This is a genomic window from Streptomyces sp. NPDC085596 (assembly GCF_044541565.1).
In the GTDB taxonomy this organism is placed as follows: Bacteria; Actinomycetota; Actinomycetes; order Streptomycetales; family Streptomycetaceae; genus Streptomyces.
Genome location: NZ_JBITTC010000005.1, coordinates 94642 through 110053 on the forward strand (window position 1 = coordinate 94642; position 15412 = coordinate 110053).

14 protein-coding genes are annotated in these 15412 nt (G+C 72.8%); 2 read left to right on the forward strand and 12 right to left on the reverse strand.

Going from position 1 to position 15412, the window contains the following annotated elements; translation table 11 throughout:
* Positions 1–98: 98 nt before the first annotated feature.
* From ACIGA3_RS16515 to bldG, 5 genes are all read right to left on the reverse strand, one after another.
* The gene (locus tag ACIGA3_RS16515) at positions 99–1619 is read right to left on the reverse strand and encodes a methyltransferase (protein WP_399715674.1); all 1521 of its coding nucleotides are present in this window, start codon (positions 1617–1619) and stop codon (positions 99–101) included.
* A gap of 69 nt (positions 1620–1688) precedes the next feature.
* Positions 1689–2279, reverse strand: a complete 591-nt coding sequence (locus ACIGA3_RS16520) for a small secreted protein (protein ID WP_399715676.1) — start codon at positions 2277–2279, stop codon at positions 1689–1691.
* A gap of 214 nt (positions 2280–2493) precedes the next feature.
* The gene (locus tag ACIGA3_RS16525; RefSeq protein ID WP_399715679.1) at positions 2494–4896 is read right to left on the reverse strand and encodes a sodium-translocating pyrophosphatase; all 2403 of its coding nucleotides are present in this window, start codon (positions 4894–4896) and stop codon (positions 2494–2496) included.
* A gap of 331 nt (positions 4897–5227) precedes the next feature.
* A complete protein-coding gene (locus tag ACIGA3_RS16530; RefSeq protein ID WP_130338270.1) occupies positions 5228–5665 on the reverse strand; it encodes an ATP-binding protein in 438 nt (145 codons plus the stop codon).
* Between the two features lie 164 nt (positions 5666–5829).
* A complete protein-coding gene (bldG, locus tag ACIGA3_RS16535; RefSeq protein WP_010986038.1) occupies positions 5830–6171 on the reverse strand; it encodes an anti-sigma factor antagonist BldG in 342 nt (113 codons plus the stop codon).
* An 82-nt stretch (positions 6172–6253) separates the two neighbouring features.
* Here bldG and ACIGA3_RS16540 point away from each other — a divergent pair, with 82 nt between their 5' ends.
* Positions 6254–8758, forward strand: a complete 2505-nt coding sequence (locus ACIGA3_RS16540; RefSeq protein WP_399715682.1) for a DEAD/DEAH box helicase — start codon at positions 6254–6256, stop codon at positions 8756–8758.
* On the opposite strand, the gene ACIGA3_RS16545 is transcribed toward ACIGA3_RS16540, so the two are convergent.
* The 7 genes from ACIGA3_RS16545 to ssd form a co-directional block, all read right to left on the reverse strand.
* Positions 8673–9116, reverse strand: a complete 444-nt coding sequence (locus ACIGA3_RS16545; protein ID WP_399715685.1) for an Rv3654c family TadE-like protein — start codon at positions 9114–9116, stop codon at positions 8673–8675. The two genes, ACIGA3_RS16540 and ACIGA3_RS16545, sit on opposite strands and share 86 nt — an antisense overlap.
* Entirely contained in the window at positions 9097–9450 is a 354-nt protein-coding gene (locus ACIGA3_RS16550) for a TadE family type IV pilus minor pilin (protein WP_399715688.1), read from the reverse strand. The genes ACIGA3_RS16545 and ACIGA3_RS16550 overlap by 20 nt, the downstream gene beginning before the upstream one ends.
* 22 nt (positions 9451–9472) lie before the next feature.
* Positions 9473–9673 (reverse strand): DUF4244 domain-containing protein, encoded by a 201-nt coding sequence (locus tag ACIGA3_RS16555; protein ID WP_086690392.1) that lies wholly within the window; start codon positions 9671–9673, stop codon positions 9473–9475.
* Between the two features lie 70 nt (positions 9674–9743).
* On the reverse strand, positions 9744–10529 hold the full coding sequence (locus tag ACIGA3_RS16560) for a type II secretion system F family protein (RefSeq protein WP_399715690.1): 786 nt from the start codon (positions 10527–10529) through the stop codon (positions 9744–9746).
* On the reverse strand, positions 10526–11401 hold the full coding sequence (locus ACIGA3_RS16565) for a type II secretion system F family protein (RefSeq protein WP_399716651.1): 876 nt from the start codon (positions 11399–11401) through the stop codon (positions 10526–10528). The genes ACIGA3_RS16560 and ACIGA3_RS16565 overlap by 4 nt, the downstream gene beginning before the upstream one ends.
* Positions 11394–12596, reverse strand: a complete 1203-nt coding sequence (locus tag ACIGA3_RS16570) for a TadA family conjugal transfer-associated ATPase (RefSeq protein ID WP_399715693.1) — start codon at positions 12594–12596, stop codon at positions 11394–11396. Before ACIGA3_RS16570 ends, ACIGA3_RS16565 begins: the two co-directional genes overlap by 8 nt.
* Positions 12593–13699 carry a septum site-determining protein Ssd gene (ssd, locus tag ACIGA3_RS16575; protein WP_399715696.1) on the reverse strand — a complete coding sequence of 369 codons (1107 nt, stop codon included), beginning with the start codon at positions 13697–13699 and terminating at the stop codon, positions 12593–12595. The genes ACIGA3_RS16570 and ssd overlap by 4 nt, the downstream gene beginning before the upstream one ends.
* 578 nt (positions 13700–14277) lie before the next feature.
* Here ssd and ACIGA3_RS16580 point away from each other — a divergent pair.
* Complete coding sequence (locus tag ACIGA3_RS16580) at positions 14278–15108, forward strand: HAD family hydrolase (RefSeq protein ID WP_399715699.1); 831 nt, start codon at positions 14278–14280, stop codon at positions 15106–15108.
* Positions 15109–15412: the final 304 nt, after the last annotated feature.

Consider the following 15412-nt stretch of genomic DNA (forward strand, 5'->3'; position numbering starts at 1 on the left):
GCCCCCGGCATACGACGATGATCCGGCCCGCGCGTCCACCGGCTCGGGTACGCCGGGTACGACAGTCGGATCAGCCGCCGTACCCCGCGCCCGGCGGCTCAGCCCACCGGTTCCAGGAAGCCCTGCTCCACCAGCAGCCGGATCTGCGCGGGCGTGCGGTCCCGCAGCACCACGGGGTCCTCGCCGACCAGCTGGGCGATGGCGTCCAGGATGACGCCCGCGCTCAGCGAGCCGTCGCACACGCCCGCGAAGCCCGCGCCGATGGTGTCCACCTTCGTCGCCCGGCGCATGCCCCGGTGCTGACGGAGCACCACATGCTCGGGGTCCTCGGCACCGGGCAGCCCGACCTGCTCCTGCACGACCTCGGCGGCGAGCCTGAAGTGGCCCTCCAGCAAGGCCGCGTCGTCGTGCGCGCGCAGGTGGTCGACGCGGTCGAAGTGGTCCCGGATGGTGTCCCCGAGAGGCTGCTCGACCGGGTGCGGCCACTCCTCCACCGTGATGGAGGGCTCGGCCGCGCCGGTGCGGCGCAGGGTGATCCAGCCGAAGCCGACCGCCTTCACCTTGCGCGCCTCGAACTCGTCCAGCCACGCGTCGTACCGCGACTGGTACTCCACCTGGTCCTCGCGGTGGTCCCCGGCGTCCCTGAGCCACAGCTCGGCGTACTGCGTGATGTCCTGGACCTCGCGCTGCACGATCCACGCGTCGCACCCGCGCGGCACCCAGGAGCGCACCCGGTCCTCCCAGTCCTCCCCTTCCACGTGCTGCCAGTTGGCGAGGAACTGCGCGAACCCGCCCTCGTTCAGCCGGTCCCCCGCCTGCTGAACGAGCGAGCGGCACAGATCGTCCCCGCTCATCCCGCCGTCGCGGTAGATGAGCCGGGCGCCGGGCGAGATGACGAAGGGCGGGTTGGACACGACCAGGTCGAACGTCTCGTCGTCCCGGACCGGTTCGAACAGCGAGCCCTCGCGCAGGGCGGCGGCGGGTGCGCCGGAGAGGGCGAGGGTGAGCGCGGTGATGTGCAGGGCGCGCGGGTTGAGGTCGGTGGCGGTGACCCTGGTCGCGTGCTGGGCGGCGTGCAGCGCCTGGATGCCGGAGCCGGTGCCCAGGTCGAGCGCGGCGCCGACGGGGGTGCGCACGGTGATGCCGGCGAGCGTGGTGGAGGCGCCGCCGACGCCGAGGACCACGCCCTCGTCCCGGCTGCCGATGCCGCCCGCCCCGCCGACCGCGCAGCCGAGGTCGGACACGATGAACCAGTCCTCGCCGTCGGGCCCGCCGTAGGGGCGCACGTCGACGGTGGCGGCCAGCTCGTCGCCGCCCACGGGCGCGAGCCATCCGGCGTCCACCGCGTCCTGGACCGGCAGTACGTCCGTCAGGCGGGCGCGCGGCACCGGTTGCTGGAGCAGGAACAGCCGCACCAGCGCCTCCAGCGGCGTGTCGCCGCGGGTCGCGCGCAGGGCGGGCACGGTCTCGCTGCGGGCGAGCGCCGCGTACGCGGGCGCGCCGAGCAGATCGAGCAGGCCGTCCGCGGTGAAGGAGGCCGACAGCAGGGCGTCGCGCAGACGGGCGGCCGCTTCGGGCCGGTCGGTGGCGGGCAGGGGGGCGGAGCCGGAGTCAGTCACGACCCCATTGTGGCCCGCCGCGCCGCGCCGCCCCGGGTCCGCCGCCGTCAGCCGTCCGTGCGGGTGCCGTCAGCTCTTGGCGGCGGGTGCCGAGGCGGAGACCTTGCAGCTCTGCTGCTCGGCGATCGCCTCCTTGACGTCGCCCTGCTCCAGCCGCTTCAGCGCCTCGGTGCCGCTGCTGCTCTGGCGGCCGATCTCCTTGGTCTGGTCGGCGACCTCGTGCAGGCCCTTGGCGAACTTGCCCTGGTCCTTGGTGTCGAGCCCGTCGACCTTCTTCTTCAGGTTGGCGTAGGAGGTGGCCAGCCCGTTGAGGTTCGTGACCGCGTCCTGCTGCCGCTTGGCCCCGCCCTCGACTCCGGGGGGAGCGCCGGCGCCGTTGATGGCGGTGGCGATGGCCTTGTAGCCGTCGGACATGTCCTGGAACGCCTGCGCGTACGTCTCCTTAGCCGTCTTGGGCGGGAGGTCGCTGTCACTGGCGATCTTGGCGATCCCGGCGTTGGCCGCCTTGATCTTGGTGTACTGCGCGGGCACCGCGTCGCACACCGACTTCGCCCAGACACCCAGCTTGGGGTCGGGGCCGCCGCCGTCGCTGCCGCATCCCGTCAGCGCTGTTATCAGTACCGCGCCGCCGGACAGGGCGGCCGCGAGTTTCTTGTTCACCGGATCGGTCCCTTCCATGGCACTCGGCCCCCGGAATCTACACGGCGGACCGAGACCCTCCACACGACCGATGCCCTATAAGCAGATTTTTGTGATGCTTCGCACCATGCGAGACAAGGCTCACGGCCGAGGGACGCCCACACACGCGTGAGCGGGCGGCGACGCGTCAGCACGCGCCGTCCGCCCGCCCGTTGACCGAGCCTCGGGGCCGGCCCTACGGAACCACTGCCGGAGGCGTGGAGTTGGAGACCTCGCCGGCCTCCTCGTCCCCCACCGCGATCCCGCGCCGCTTGGACACGTACACCGCGACGACGATCACCAGCAGCGCGAACACCGCGACCAGTACGCGGACGAGCATGCTGCCGTGGTCGCCGTAGGAGAACTTGATCACGGCGGGCGCGATGAGCAGCGCGACCAGGTTCATCACCTTCAGCAGCGGGTTGATCGCCGGTCCTGCGGTGTCCTTGAAGGGGTCGCCGACCGTGTCGCCGATCACCGTGGCCGCGTGGGCGTCGCTGCCCTTGCCGCCGTGGTGGCCGTCCTCCACCAGTTTCTTGGCGTTGTCCCAGGCGCCGCCGGAGTTGGCCAGGAACACCGCCATCAGCGTGCCCGCGCCGATGGCGCCCGCGAGGAAGGCACCGAGGGGGCCGACGCCGAGGGTGAACCCGATGAAGATCGGCGCCATCACGGCGAGCAGTCCGGGTGTGGCCAGCTCGCGCAGGGCGTCCCTGGTGCAGATGTCGACGACCCGGCCGTACTCGGGCTTCTCTGTATAGTCCATGATCCCCGGCCGCTCGCGGAACTGCCGCCGCACCTCGAACACCACCGAACCGGCGGAGCGCGACACGGCGCTGATGGCGAGTCCGGAGAAGAGGAAGACGACGGCCGCGCCCGCGATGAGCCCGACGAGGTTGTTGGGCTGGGAGATGTCCATCGACAGGGTCAGCGGCGCGCCCGGGCCGGTGAGCCGCTCCCCCACGTCCGCGACGCCGGTGGTGATCGCGTCCCGGTACGAGCCGAAGAGCGCCGCGGCCGCGAGCACGGCGGTGGCGATGGCGATGCCCTTGGTGATGGCCTTGGTGGTGTTGCCGACCGCGTCCAGGTCGGTGAGCACCTGGGCGCCCGCGCCCTCCACGTCCGAGGACATCTCGGCGATGCCCTGTGCGTTGTCGGAGACCGGGCCGAAGGTGTCCATGGCGACGATCACGCCGACCGTGGTGAGCAGCCCGGTCCCGGCGAGCGCCACCGCGAACAGCGCCAGCATGATCGAGGTGCCGCCGAGCAGGAACGCGCCGTACACGCTGAGGCCGATCAGCAGCGCGGTGTAGACGGCCGACTCCAGGCCCAGCGAGATGCCGGACAGGACGACGGTGGCGGGGCCGGTGAGCGAGGTCCGCCCGACGTCGCGGACCGGGCGGCGGCTGGTCTCGGTGAAGTAGCCGGTCAGCTGCTGGATGACGGCGGCGAGCAGGATGCCGATGCCCACGGCGACCAGCGCCAGCACCCTCGGGTCGCCGTCCTTGCCGCTGATCGCCGCGTCGGTCACACCGTCCAGCTCGGAGTAGCGGCCGGGCAGATAGAGGTAGACGGCGACGGCGACCAGCACGAGGGAGATCACGGCGGAGACGAAGAAGCCCCGGTTGATGGCGCTCATACCGCTGCGGTCGGCGCGGCGCGGGGCGACCGCGAAGATGCCGATCATCGCGGTGAGCACGCCGATGGCCGGCACCAGCAGCGGGAAGGCGAGCCCGGCGTCGCCGAAGGCGGTCTTGCCGAGGATCAGCGCGGCCACCAGGGTGACGGCGTAGGACTCGAAGAGGTCGGCCGCCATGCCCGCGCAGTCGCCGACGTTGTCGCCCACGTTGTCCGCGATGGTCGCGGCATTGCGCGGGTCGTCCTCCGGGATGCCCTGCTCGACCTTGCCGACCAGGTCGGCGCCGACATCGGCGGCCTTGGTGAAGATGCCGCCGCCCACTCGCATGAACATGGCGATCAGCGCGGCGCCCAGGCCGAATCCCTCCAGCACCTTGGGCGCGTCGGCCGCGTAGACCAGCACCACGCAGGAGGCGCCGAGCAGTCCGAGGCCCACGGTGAACATGCCGACGACGCCGCCCGTGCGAAATGCGATCTTCATCGCCTTGTGCGAGACGACGGTGAGATCCTTTTCGGGTTCACCCTCACCCGGAGTCGCCTCCCGCGCGGCGGCGGCGACGCGCACATTGCTGCGTACGGCGAGCCACATGCCGATATAGCCGGTGGCCGCCGAGAACACCGCGCCGATCAGGAAGAACACCGAGCGTCCGGCCCGCTGATTCCAGTCGTCCGCGGGGAGCAGCAGAAGCAGGAAGAACACGACGACGGCGAATACGCCGAGTGTGCGCAACTGCCGGGCCAGATAAGCCTTCGCGCCTTCCTGGACCGCTTCCGCGATCTCCCGCATGCGTTCGGTGCCCTCGCCCGCCGACAGCACCTGGCGCACCAGGACGCCCGCGACCACCAGCGCGGCCAGGGCGACCGCCGCGATCACGGCGACGAGGACACGGTTGCCGTCGGTCAGGACCACGGCCGCGAGGGATGCGGAGTGACCCGCCTGACCAGGGATGGATAGCCCCGCCATTCGTCCTCCTTGACGCTTGGGCTGAGCTCAAGATGTGGACGGACTTGTAGCTACTCGATCGTGATCCCGACCGGGCACGGTAAACAGAATTGCCCGCCACTTACCCTTTAGCAAACGATCGAGTGGAGGACCAGAGCACGGAACCCGGACGGAGTAATACCCCTGAGGCATTTACGGTCGCGGGTTCGCACGCGACCTGCGGGGTTTCCGGTCGTGAATTCCTTCACGGATTCCGGGCCGTGGGCGACTCGGCCGAAAGTGGCCGAAACAGCACGAGGGGCCCTGCGGTACAGGGCCCCTCGTCAGTCATGGGTCGCGCGCTGCGCGCGGGTCAGATCAGTACGGTCGGCGGCGGGACGGTCGGCCAGGACATGCGGATCAGTCCGCCGTTCTCGCCGGTGGTGACCTCGACGTCGTCCACGAGGCCGCTGATGACCGCGAGGCCCATCTCGTCCTCCTCGGCCTCCACGTCCGCGTCGGCGGCGGCGCCTCCGGCCACCCGCTCGGCGGGCACGGCGTGCGGGGCTTCGTCGCCGACCTCGATGGAGAACAGCTTCTCCTCCTCGATCAGCGCCACCTTCACCGGCGCGGTGATGCCGACGCTCTGGTGGAGCCCGACCGCGCGGGAACACGCCTCACCGACGGCGAGGCGGACCTCGTCGAGTACGGCCTCGTCCACTCCGGCCCTGCGCGCCACCGCGGCCGCCACCAGACGGGCGGTCCGGACGTGCTCGGGCAGCGCGCTGAAGCGGAGTTCGACGGTGGCCATGCATCCCCCTCGCGTACTACGGGTGTGCGGTGCGGGGCCGGGGCCGCCGAAAGACCGCACGCCCACGATGAAACTTGTGTGCGCCCCGGACCGCTACGGGACCGAGGCGGGGCCCACCGGCGTCCGGACCGCACAGACGGCCCGGACCCGGCGAACGACCCTGATCAGTCGGTGGCCGCCACCGCTTCCTCGACCGAGGTGTGGATCGGGAACACCTTGGTGAGGCCGGTGATACGGAAAATCTTCAGAATGCGCTCCTGGTTGCAGACCAGGCGGAGCGAGCCCTCATGGGCACGCACCCGCTTCAGGCCGCCGACCAGCACGCCGAGCCCGGTGGAGTCGAGGAAGTCCACGCCCTCCATGTCGACGACAAGATGGAAATTGCCGTCGTTCACCAGCTCGACCAACTGCTCGCGCAGCTTGGGCGCGGTGTACACATCGATTTCGCCACCGACCTCGACGACCGTACGATCGCCGACGGTACGGGTCGACAGGGACAGGTCCACGAATCCTCCAGCACCTTGCTATCGAGCGGTCATCCCTCGGGACATCCCGGCTTACGGCCCTTGGAACACATCGCCAGCCGCGATGGCATTCAATCACTTACCGGCAGGTGTGCACGACGCCTTGGCTCCATTGTCCGTCAAGCCGGTGACACACTCGGTGCCGATGGCCAAGAATCACCGACCCGATCACCCCCAGCCGGACCCGGCGTCCCGCCCGTCTCCGGAGGCGGTTCTGCACCGGCTCGCCTCCGGTCCGAGCAGGTCCGCGCGCATCACTCATACGGAGCACTTGCCCCCGCGGGCGGGCCGCCATGCCGTCTGGCCGGACCGGATTCGCTCCGAGGTGATCGCGGCGGTCCAGGCTCGGGGGATCGAGCACCCCTGGGCCCACCAGGCGCTCGCCGCCGAGCACGCCCTGGACGGCGACTCGGTGGTCGTCGCCACCGGCACCGCCTCCGGCAAGTCCCTCGCCTATCTGATGCCGGTGCTGTCCGCCCTGCTGGACGGCTCCGAGGCACCGAACGGGCGCGGCGCCACCGCCCTGTACCTCTCCCCCACCAAGGCCCTGGCCGCCGACCAGTGCCGGGCGGTGCGGGAACTCGCCGCACCGCTGGGCAACGCGGTGCGCCCCGCGGTCTACGACGGCGACACCCCGTTCGAGGAACGCGAGTGGGTCCGGCAGTACGCCAACTACGTGCTGACCAACCCGGACATGCTGCACCGGGGCATCCTGCCCTCCCACGCCCGCTGGGCCTCCTTCCTGAAATCGCTCAAGTACGTCGTCATCGACGAGTGCCACACCTACCGGGGCGTGTTCGGCTCGCATGTCGCCCAGGTGCTGCGCCGCCTGCGCAGACTGTGCGCCCGCTACGGCGCGTCGCCCGTCTTCCTGCTGGCCTCCGCCACGGCCGCCGAGCCCTCCGTGGCCGCCCGCCGGCTGACCGGGCTGCCGGTGGTCGAGGTCGCCGACGACGCCTCCCCGCGCGGGGAACTCGTCTTCGCCCTCTGGGAGCCCCCGCTCACCGAACTGCACGGCGAGAAGGGCGCCCCGGTGCGCCGCACCGCCACCGCCGAGACCGCCGACCTGCTGACCGACCTCACCGTGCAGGGCGTGCGCTCGGTCGCCTTCGTCCGCTCCCGGCGCGGTGCCGAACTGATCTCGGTCATCGCGCAGGAACGGCTCGCCGAGGTCGACCGCTCCCTGGTCCGGCGTGTCGCCGCCTATCGCGGCGGCTACCTCCCCGAGGAACGCCGCGCCCTGGAACGCGCCCTGCACTCCGGCGAACTCCTCGGCCTCGCCGCCACGACCGCCCTGGAGCTGGGCGTGGACGTCTCCGGCCTGGACGCGGTGGTGATCGCCGGGTATCCGGGCACCCGCGCCTCCCTGTGGCAGCAGGCGGGCCGCGCCGGACGCTCCGGGCAGGGCGCCCTGGCGGTCCTGGTGGCCCGCGACGACCCGCTGGACACCTATCTCGTCCACCACCCGGAGGCCCTGTTCGACCGCCCGGTGGAGTCCACGGTCCTCGACCCGGACAACCCCTACGTCCTCGCCCCGCATCTGTGCGCCGCCGCCGCCGAGATCCCGCTGACCGAGGCCGACCTCGAACTCTTCGGTCCGGTCAGCGCCGATGTGCTGACCCAGCTGGAGGCCGCGAAGCTGCTGCGCCGCCGCACACGGGCCTGGCACTGGACGCGCCGGGAACGCGCCGCCGACCTGACCGACATCCGGGGCACCGGCGGGCCTCCGGTGCAGATCGTCGAGGAGGGCACCGGGCGCCTGCTCGGCACGGTCGACGCGGAGGCCGCGCACTCCGCCGTCCACGAGGGCGCGGTCCACCTCCACCAGGGCCGCACCTACCTGGTGCGCTCGCTCGACCTGAAGGACTCCGTCGCCCTGGTCGAACGGGCCGACCCGCCGTATTCGACCGCCGCCCGCGACACCACGTCCATCGCCGTCCTGGAGACGGACACCGAGATCCCGTGGGGCTCCGGCCGTCTGTGCCTCGGCTCGGTCGAGGTCACCAACCAAGTGGTCTCCTTCCTGCGCAGACGCCTGATCACCGGTGAGGTGATGGGCGAGACGAAACTCGATCTCCCTCCGCGTACGCTCCGCACCCGCGCGGTGTGGTGGACGGTCACCGAGGACCAGCTCGACGAGGCCCGGATCAACCCCGAGATCCTCGGCGGCGCCCTGCACGCCGCCGAACACGCCTCGATCGGCATGCTGCCCCTCTTCGCCACCTGCGACCGCTGGGACATCGGCGGGGTCTCGGTACCGCTGCACCCGGACACGCTGCTCCCCACGGTCTTCGTCTACGACGGCCACCCCGGCGGGGCGGGCTTCGCCGAGCGTGCCTTCCACACCGCCCGCTCCTGGCTGACGGCCACCCGCGAGGCCATCGCCTCCTGCGAGTGCGAGGCCGGCTGCCCCTCCTGCGTCCAGTCCCCCAAGTGCGGCAACGGCAACGAGCCACTGCACAAGCGGGGAGCGGTGCGGCTCCTCACGACGCTGTTGCGGGGGGCGCCGGAGGAGTCGGGACCGGGGGCCGACGCGGCGGATGCGGGGGCGTCCGAGGAGCCGGGCTAGGGGCCAGGGCCGGCGATGCGGGGTCCGGTGGTCCCGCTCTGGCCCGCACCTCCGCCGCGAACGGCCCGTGTCCCGAGCCCGCGCTCACGTCCGAGGTCTCGCCGACGATCGCGCACCGCACCAGCCGCGCGCCCTGGGCCGACGCCACCCGGCGCCCCGCGGCGCAGGCAGCCTCCGTGCCCTCGGCCCAGTGGTCCGCCGCCGCGAGCGCCGCCAGGTCGGCCGCGCCCGCCGCCCGGTGCCGGACGACGACGGCATGCCCCAGACCGAGCACCGCACCGAACACCACACACAGCAGCGCGATGACCCCGAGACTCCAGACGGTGGCAGACCCCCGATCACTGTTCCGGCACCTCATGGCCCTCCTCCCCGGCTCCCACCGCCTCCTCCGCGGCGGCCACGGCCTCCTCCCGCACTTCGAACGGCAGCCCCGTCAGCACCGGGGACCTCGCCACCACCGTCACGCGCACCCGCTCGCCCTCGCGGGCGACGCCGACCGTCGCCCCGCTCGGTGCCGCCTCGCGGGCCAGCCGCACCACCTCGTCGGGCGGGTCCTGGCGGGCGGCGGCCCGCGCTCCGGTGCGGGCGGCGTCCACGCACTGGATCTGGGCGGCCACGGCGAGCAGCCCCCAGACCAGCGCCATGGTGAACGCCACCAGCACCGACAGCACCACGGCCGCCTCCGCCGTCACGAACCCCCGGTCCGTGCCCCGTTCACATCCGCGCACTGAGCGCTCGTTTCACGATGCCCTGGAGTTCCGCCTTGACCTGGCCGCTGGTGACGACCTCATAGAGCAGCAACGCGAACCCGACCGCCGCGATGATCCCCATCGCGTACTCGGAGGTCACCATTCCGGCGTCCTTGCGGCAGCGTTCCCGCAGCAGCGCCCACGCCCTGCCCGCCTTCTCACGCATCTCAAGTTCCTTTCTTTCCAGCTTGGTTGTCGATTTCGTTCGCGTCAGTCCGCCTCGTCGGTCCACTCCGTCAGGGCCCACCTCCTCCCAGCGCGCCGCCCGCGAGGCCGATCACCACGGGCAGGACGCCGACCGCGATGAAGGCGGGGAGGAAGCACAGCCCGACCGGTGCGGAGATCAGCACGGCCGCCCGGCGGGCCCGGACCGTGGCCGCCCGTATCGACTCCGCCCGCGCGTCCGAGGCGAGCCGGGCCACGGGGTCCGCCGCGGGGAGCCCGGAACGGTCGGCCCGCTCCAGCAGCCGGGCCAGCGACCCGGCGCCGGGCAGCGCCGTCAACCGCGCCCAGGCATCCGCCGGCTCGCCACCGAGCCGGGCTTCCGCCGCGCCCCGCGCCAGCGCCTCACCGACCGGACCGCCCAGCGCCTCCCCCACCGCCTGGGCGGCGAGGACCGGACTCGCACCGGACTCGATGCAGGCGGCCAGCAGCTCGGCGGCGAGCGGGAGTTGACCGGCCGCCGCGGCCGTGTCCGCCCCTGCCGCCGGCCGGGCCACCGCCCGGTGCTCCTGCCACCGCCACAGCCCCACGACGGCCACGATCCCCACCAGTGCCCCGACGGCCCCACCGACCACCGCCCACGCCCCGCACCCCACCCCTGCCACCGGCAGCCACCGCCTGACCATGGCCGGGACCGCGATGGAGCGGCCGGCACCGGGTGGCTCCATGGCCAGCAGCCCCGCCACCCGCTTCCGCGCCAGGCGCCGCTGCCGAGCCGGCTCCAGCCACCGGACCGCCGAGCCCAGAGCGACGGCCACCGCCAGGGCCACCCCCAGGCTGTGGACGACATCGCCGCTCATGCCGCCTCAGCTCCCCGCACGATCCGGGCCGCCCACCACACCCCGGCGCCCTCGAACAGCGCCCCCGCCACCAGACAGCCCAGCCCAGCCCCCGTGTGCAGGAGCACCCGCAGCGGGTCCGCACCCATGGCCCCGCCGAGGAGCAGCCCGAGCAGGGGCAGCACCGCCAGCAGCAGGGCCGTGGCCCGAGCACCGGACAACTGGGCGATCAGATCGGCACGTTGATCCCGCTCCGCGCGCAGGGCCCCGTCCAGCCGACCGAGACCGGCGGCCAGCCCCGCGCCCTGGTCCACCGCGACCCGCCAGCAGGCGGCCAGCCCCAGCAGTCCCTCGGCGCCCGGTTGCCGGGCCGCCATGGCGAGCGCCCCCGGCACATCACCGCCGAACCGGGCCGCCGCGATCACGGCCGCCTGCGCCTCGCCCAGGCCCCCGGAGTCCCGCTCCGCCCGCAACAGCGCCTCGCCCGGTTGCTGCCCGGCACGGACCTCCCCGGCGAGCACCCCGCACAGGGCGATCACCGCGTCCGCCCGGCGCTCCCTCACCAGCCGGGCCCGCCGGGCCTTCGCCATCCGGCGCAGCACCGGCACCCCGACGGCCCCCGCGACCACCGGGATGACCGAGGCCCCGGCCAACGCCAGTACCAGCCCCGCCACGAGCGACCACCACTCGGCGCCCACCCGGTCGTGCAGCCGCCGCAGTTCACCAAGGACCCGTTCCCAGGGCGCCGGCCCGGTGTCCACCACTCCGTCGCCCGCGAACAGCAGCCTCGCCCGCCGTACCCCCTGGTGCCGTGCGTTCAGCAGCCAGGCCACGCCACCGGCGCAGGCCAGCCCCGCGCCCATCACCGTCTCTCCCATGCCGACGTCACCCATCGCTGCCACCGCCCCTCTCGCTCCCGGCCCCGTCCAGCAGCGCCCGCAGCCGCTCCCAGCCGCGCTCCGGCACAAAGGCCCGTTCGCCCCAGCGCAGGGCCGGCACCGTCCGCACCAGCCCCGAGTTGTCCCGCTCCAGCACGTGCACCTCCGCGATCCGGCGTCGCCCGGCGCGGTCCCGCACCAGGTGGATCACCACCGACAGCGCCGCCGCCAACTGGCTGTGCAGCGCGGCCCGGTCGAGCCCGGCCGCCGTCCCCAGTGCCTCCAGCCGGGCCGGTACGTCGGCGGCCGCGTTGGCGTGCACGGTGCCGCAGCCGCCCTCGTGGCCGGTGTTGAGCGCGGCCAGCAGATGCACCACCTCGGGGCCGCGCACCTCCCCGACGACCAGCCGGTCGGGCCGCATCCGCAGGGCCTGCCGGACCAGGTCCTCCAACGTGACCAGACCGGCGCCCTCCTGGTTGGCGGGCCGCGTCTCAAGCCGGACGACATGCGGGTGGTCAGGCCGCAGCTCGGCCGAGTCCTCGGCCAGCACGATCCGTTCACCGGGCCCGACCAGCCCGAGCAGCGCGCTCAGCAACGTCGTCTTGCCGCTGCCGGTTCCGCCGCTGACGAGGAAGGACAGCCGGGCCCCGACCAGCGCCCGCAGCAGCCCCTCACCGCCGGGCGGGAGCGTGCCCGCGCGGGCCAGCTCGCCGAGGGTGAACGCGCGCGGCCGCACCACGCGCAGGGACAGGCAGGTGCAGCCGACCGCCACCGGGGGCAGCACCGCGTGCAGCCGGGTCCCGTCGGGGAGGCGGGCGTCCGCCCAGGGCCGCGCGTCGTCCAGGCGGCGTCCGGCGACGGCGGCCAGCCGCTGCGCGAGCCGTCGCACCGCCGGGGCGTCCGGGAAGGTGACCCGGGTCAGCTCCAGGCCGCCGCCCCGGTCCACCCACACCCGGTCCGGCGCGGTGACCAGCACGTCGGTGACGCTCGGGTCGGCCAGCAGCGGCTCCAGCGGGCCGGAGCCGACGAGTTCGGAGCGCAGGTGTTCCGCAGCGCCGAGCACCTCGGCGTCGCCCAGCACCCGGCCCTGTTCGCGCAGGGCCTGCGCGACGCGCGCGGGGGTGGGTTCGGCGCCGCTCTCGGCGAGCCTGCGCCGGACGCCGTCGAGGAGGGCCGCGCCGTCGGCCCGGTCGAGTCCGGGAAGCGTCATCGGGGGCCTCCCGCCTCGGCCAGCGCCTGCTCCCAGAAGGCGGTGCAGAACCGGGACAGCGGGCCGCGTCCGGCCGCGCCGGGCGGTCTGGCCGTGCTGCGGGGCCGCAGCAGCGCGGGCTCGACGGGCACGGTGCCGATCAGCGGCAACCCGAGCAGCCGGGCGACCTCGTCCTCGTCGAGGCCCGGCGCGTACGGCCCCCTGACCGCGACCCGCAGGTCCCGCACGACCATGCCCATGGCGGACGCGACCCGGCCGGCCGCAGCCAGGGCGCGCAGCTCCGCCGGTACGACGAGCACCGCCATGTCGAGCTGGGCGAGGGCTTCCGCGACGCCGTCGTCCAGGCGGCGCGGGAGGTCGACGACCACCGTGCCGCCTCGCCGCCGGGCAGCGGCGAGCACCGCGCGCACGGCCTGGGGCGGCACGGCCACGCAGTCGCCCCGGTCCCAGCTGAGCACGCGCAGCGCGTGCAGTTCGGGCAGCGACTCCTCCAGGGCGCCGCCGCCGACCCGGCCGCGCGAGGCGGCGAAGGCCGGCCAGCGCAGTCCTTCCGCACTCTCGCCGCCGAGGAGCACGTCGAGTCCGCCGCCCAGGGGGTCGGCGTCCACCAGCAGGGTGCGAAGGCCCTGGTGGGCGGAGGTGACGGCGAGGGCACAGGCGAGGGTGGAGGCTCCGGCGCCGCCCCGGCCGCCGATGACGCCGACCGTGAGGGCGGGGCGGCCGACGCCCTCGGCCACGTCGGCGATGCGGTCGATCAGCCACTGCTCGCCGTCGGGCAGCATCAGCACATGGTCGGCGCCGATCCCGACCGCGCGTTTCCACACGTCCGGGTCGTCCTGGTCACGGCCGACCAGGACCACTCCGCGCCGCCGGGCGGCGCCGCGCACCCGGCGGGCGGCGTCGTCTCCGACCAGGACGAGGGGCGCGCCGTCCCATCCCCCGCCGTGGTCCGGGACGCCGTGGTGGACCTCCGGTGTGGCGCCGGCCGCCGCGCACAGGCGCAGCAGATCGTCGAGGAGTGCCGCGTCCTCGGTGACGATGAGCGGCCGTCCCGGTCGTCCGGCCGTGGCCGGTGGTGGATCGTGCGCGACGGTTCCGGTCATGGTGTTCCCCCTTCACTGCGCTTCCGCGCCGCCCTCTCGGCCACGCAATTCCCGAAGATGTGGAGAACCCGTAACGGCCTCCATATGAACGGCCGATAGGAACCGGCCATACGCGCTCGGCAATGCGATCCGGCCATGAACGGGCCTGGATCAGGAGCGCTGGAATCACGATGCGGCGATCCGCGAAATCGTGTGGATCTTGGTCGAAATCTGTGGACGACGGAGCGTCTGTGAATAACTTCGTCACCCATACCGGTGACACCCGTACTGACTGTGTACGAGTTCCTGAGCGCACTCTGATGATTACCGTACGTAATCAATCGTGGGCATGACGAAAGGGCGGCCGCAGCCGCCCGGTACCGGTCTCACGCCGGCCGAAGGAGGAGGAAAACGCGTCCGGACATGCGACGACCCCCGCCGGGGGGGAGAGCGGGGGTCGTCCCCACGGTCCAACTCGGGGGGGGAGGAGTCGGACCGGGGTTAGCACGGTCGCGAACGATCCGTGACTTCCATGGTGTACCCGAGAGGCCTCTCAGGCAAACCCACACGCCACACCTTACGCCGAATGGTGGGCGCCTATGCTCAGGGATGTGGAAAACCACTCCTTGCCCCGCGCAGCGGCCTTCTTCGACCTGGACAAGACGGTCATTGCGAAGTCCAGCACACTCACCTTCAGCAAGTCCTTCTACCAAGGCGGTCTGATCAACCGCAGGGCGGCCTTGCGCACCGCATATGCCCAGTTCGTCTTCCTGGTCGGCGGTATGGACCATGACCAGATGGAGCGCATGCGGGAGTACCTCTCCGCGCTCTGCCGGGGCTGGAACGTGCGGCAGGTCAGAGAGATCGTGGCCGAGACCCTGCACGACCTGATCGACCCGATCATCTACGACGAGGCCGCCTCCCTGATCGAGGAGCACCACACGGCAGGCCGTGACGTCGTGATCGTGTCCACGTCCGGCGCCGAGGTGGTGGAGCCGATCGGCGAGCTGCTCGGCGCCGACCGGGTGGTGGCCACCCGTCTGGTGGTCGGCGAGGACGGCTGCTTCACCGGCGAGGTGGAGTACTACGCCTACGGCCCCACCAAGGCCGAGGCGATCCGGGAGCTGGCCGCCTCCGAGGGGTACGACCTCGACCGGAGCTACGCCTACAGCGACTCGGTCACCGATCTGCCGATGCTCCAGGCCGTCGGTCACCCGCACGCGGTGAACCCCGACCGCGCGCTGCGCCGGGAGGCCGTCTCCCGCGGCTGGCAGGTCCTCGAGTTCCGCAAGCCGGTCCGGCTCAAGCAGCGCCTGCCCGCGCTGTCCGCGCCCAGCCCGGCGGTCGTCGCGGTAGCGGCCCTGGGCGCGGCGGCCGCGACCGCCGGCCTCGTCTGGTACGCCAGCAAACGCCGGGGCACGAGCGCCTGACCGGTTCACCCCTGCCCGATTCACCCCCGTTTGAAGGTAAAAGTAAAGAAGTGTGGGCAGGGGTTCCGCTTGCTCCGCAGTTGCAGTACAAAGGAATCAACGGCCTGCGGGACCAAGGACATCCGAGAGGATTCCCTACTACTACGCATGCGGCCCCGAAGACCTCGCATGAACACAGGGCACCCACGCGACGTCGGACCGTCGATTACGGGCCTGCTACACCAGGGCCGGGCAAAGACCCCGACCTGATGAGCAACATATCGAGGACGCTTGGTAACCAGGTGAACATGCCAGCGGCGGTACG

What these genes read in the sequence shown, in the direction of transcription:
- ACIGA3_RS16525 (WP_399715679.1), bottom strand. Translation starts at nt 4,896, where the DNA reads ATGGCGGGGCTATCCATCCCTGGTCAGGCGGGTCACTCCGCATCCCTC.
- ACIGA3_RS16530 (WP_130338270.1), bottom strand. Translation starts at nt 5,665, where the DNA reads ATGGCCACCGTCGAACTCCGCTTCAGCGCGCTGCCCGAGCACGTCCGG.
- ACIGA3_RS16540 (WP_399715682.1), top strand. Translation starts at nt 6,254, where the DNA reads ATGGCATTCAATCACTTACCGGCAGGTGTGCACGACGCCTTGGCTCCA.
- ACIGA3_RS16545 (WP_399715685.1), bottom strand. Translation starts at nt 9,116, where the DNA reads ATGAGGTGCCGGAACAGTGATCGGGGGTCTGCCACCGTCTGGAGTCTC.
- ACIGA3_RS16555 (WP_086690392.1), bottom strand. Translation starts at nt 9,673, where the DNA reads ATGCGTGAGAAGGCGGGCAGGGCGTGGGCGCTGCTGCGGGAACGCTGC.
- ACIGA3_RS16560 (WP_399715690.1), bottom strand. Translation starts at nt 10,529, where the DNA reads ATGAGCGGCGATGTCGTCCACAGCCTGGGGGTGGCCCTGGCGGTGGCC.
- ACIGA3_RS16565 (WP_399716651.1), bottom strand. Translation starts at nt 11,401, where the DNA reads ATGGGTGACGTCGGCATGGGAGAGACGGTGATGGGCGCGGGGCTGGCC.
- ACIGA3_RS16570 (WP_399715693.1), bottom strand. Translation starts at nt 12,596, where the DNA reads ATGACGCTTCCCGGACTCGACCGGGCCGACGGCGCGGCCCTCCTCGAC.
- ssd (WP_399715696.1), bottom strand. Translation starts at nt 13,699, where the DNA reads ATGACCGGAACCGTCGCGCACGATCCACCACCGGCCACGGCCGGACGA.
- ACIGA3_RS16580 (WP_399715699.1), top strand. Translation starts at nt 14,278, where the DNA reads ATGCTCAGGGATGTGGAAAACCACTCCTTGCCCCGCGCAGCGGCCTTC.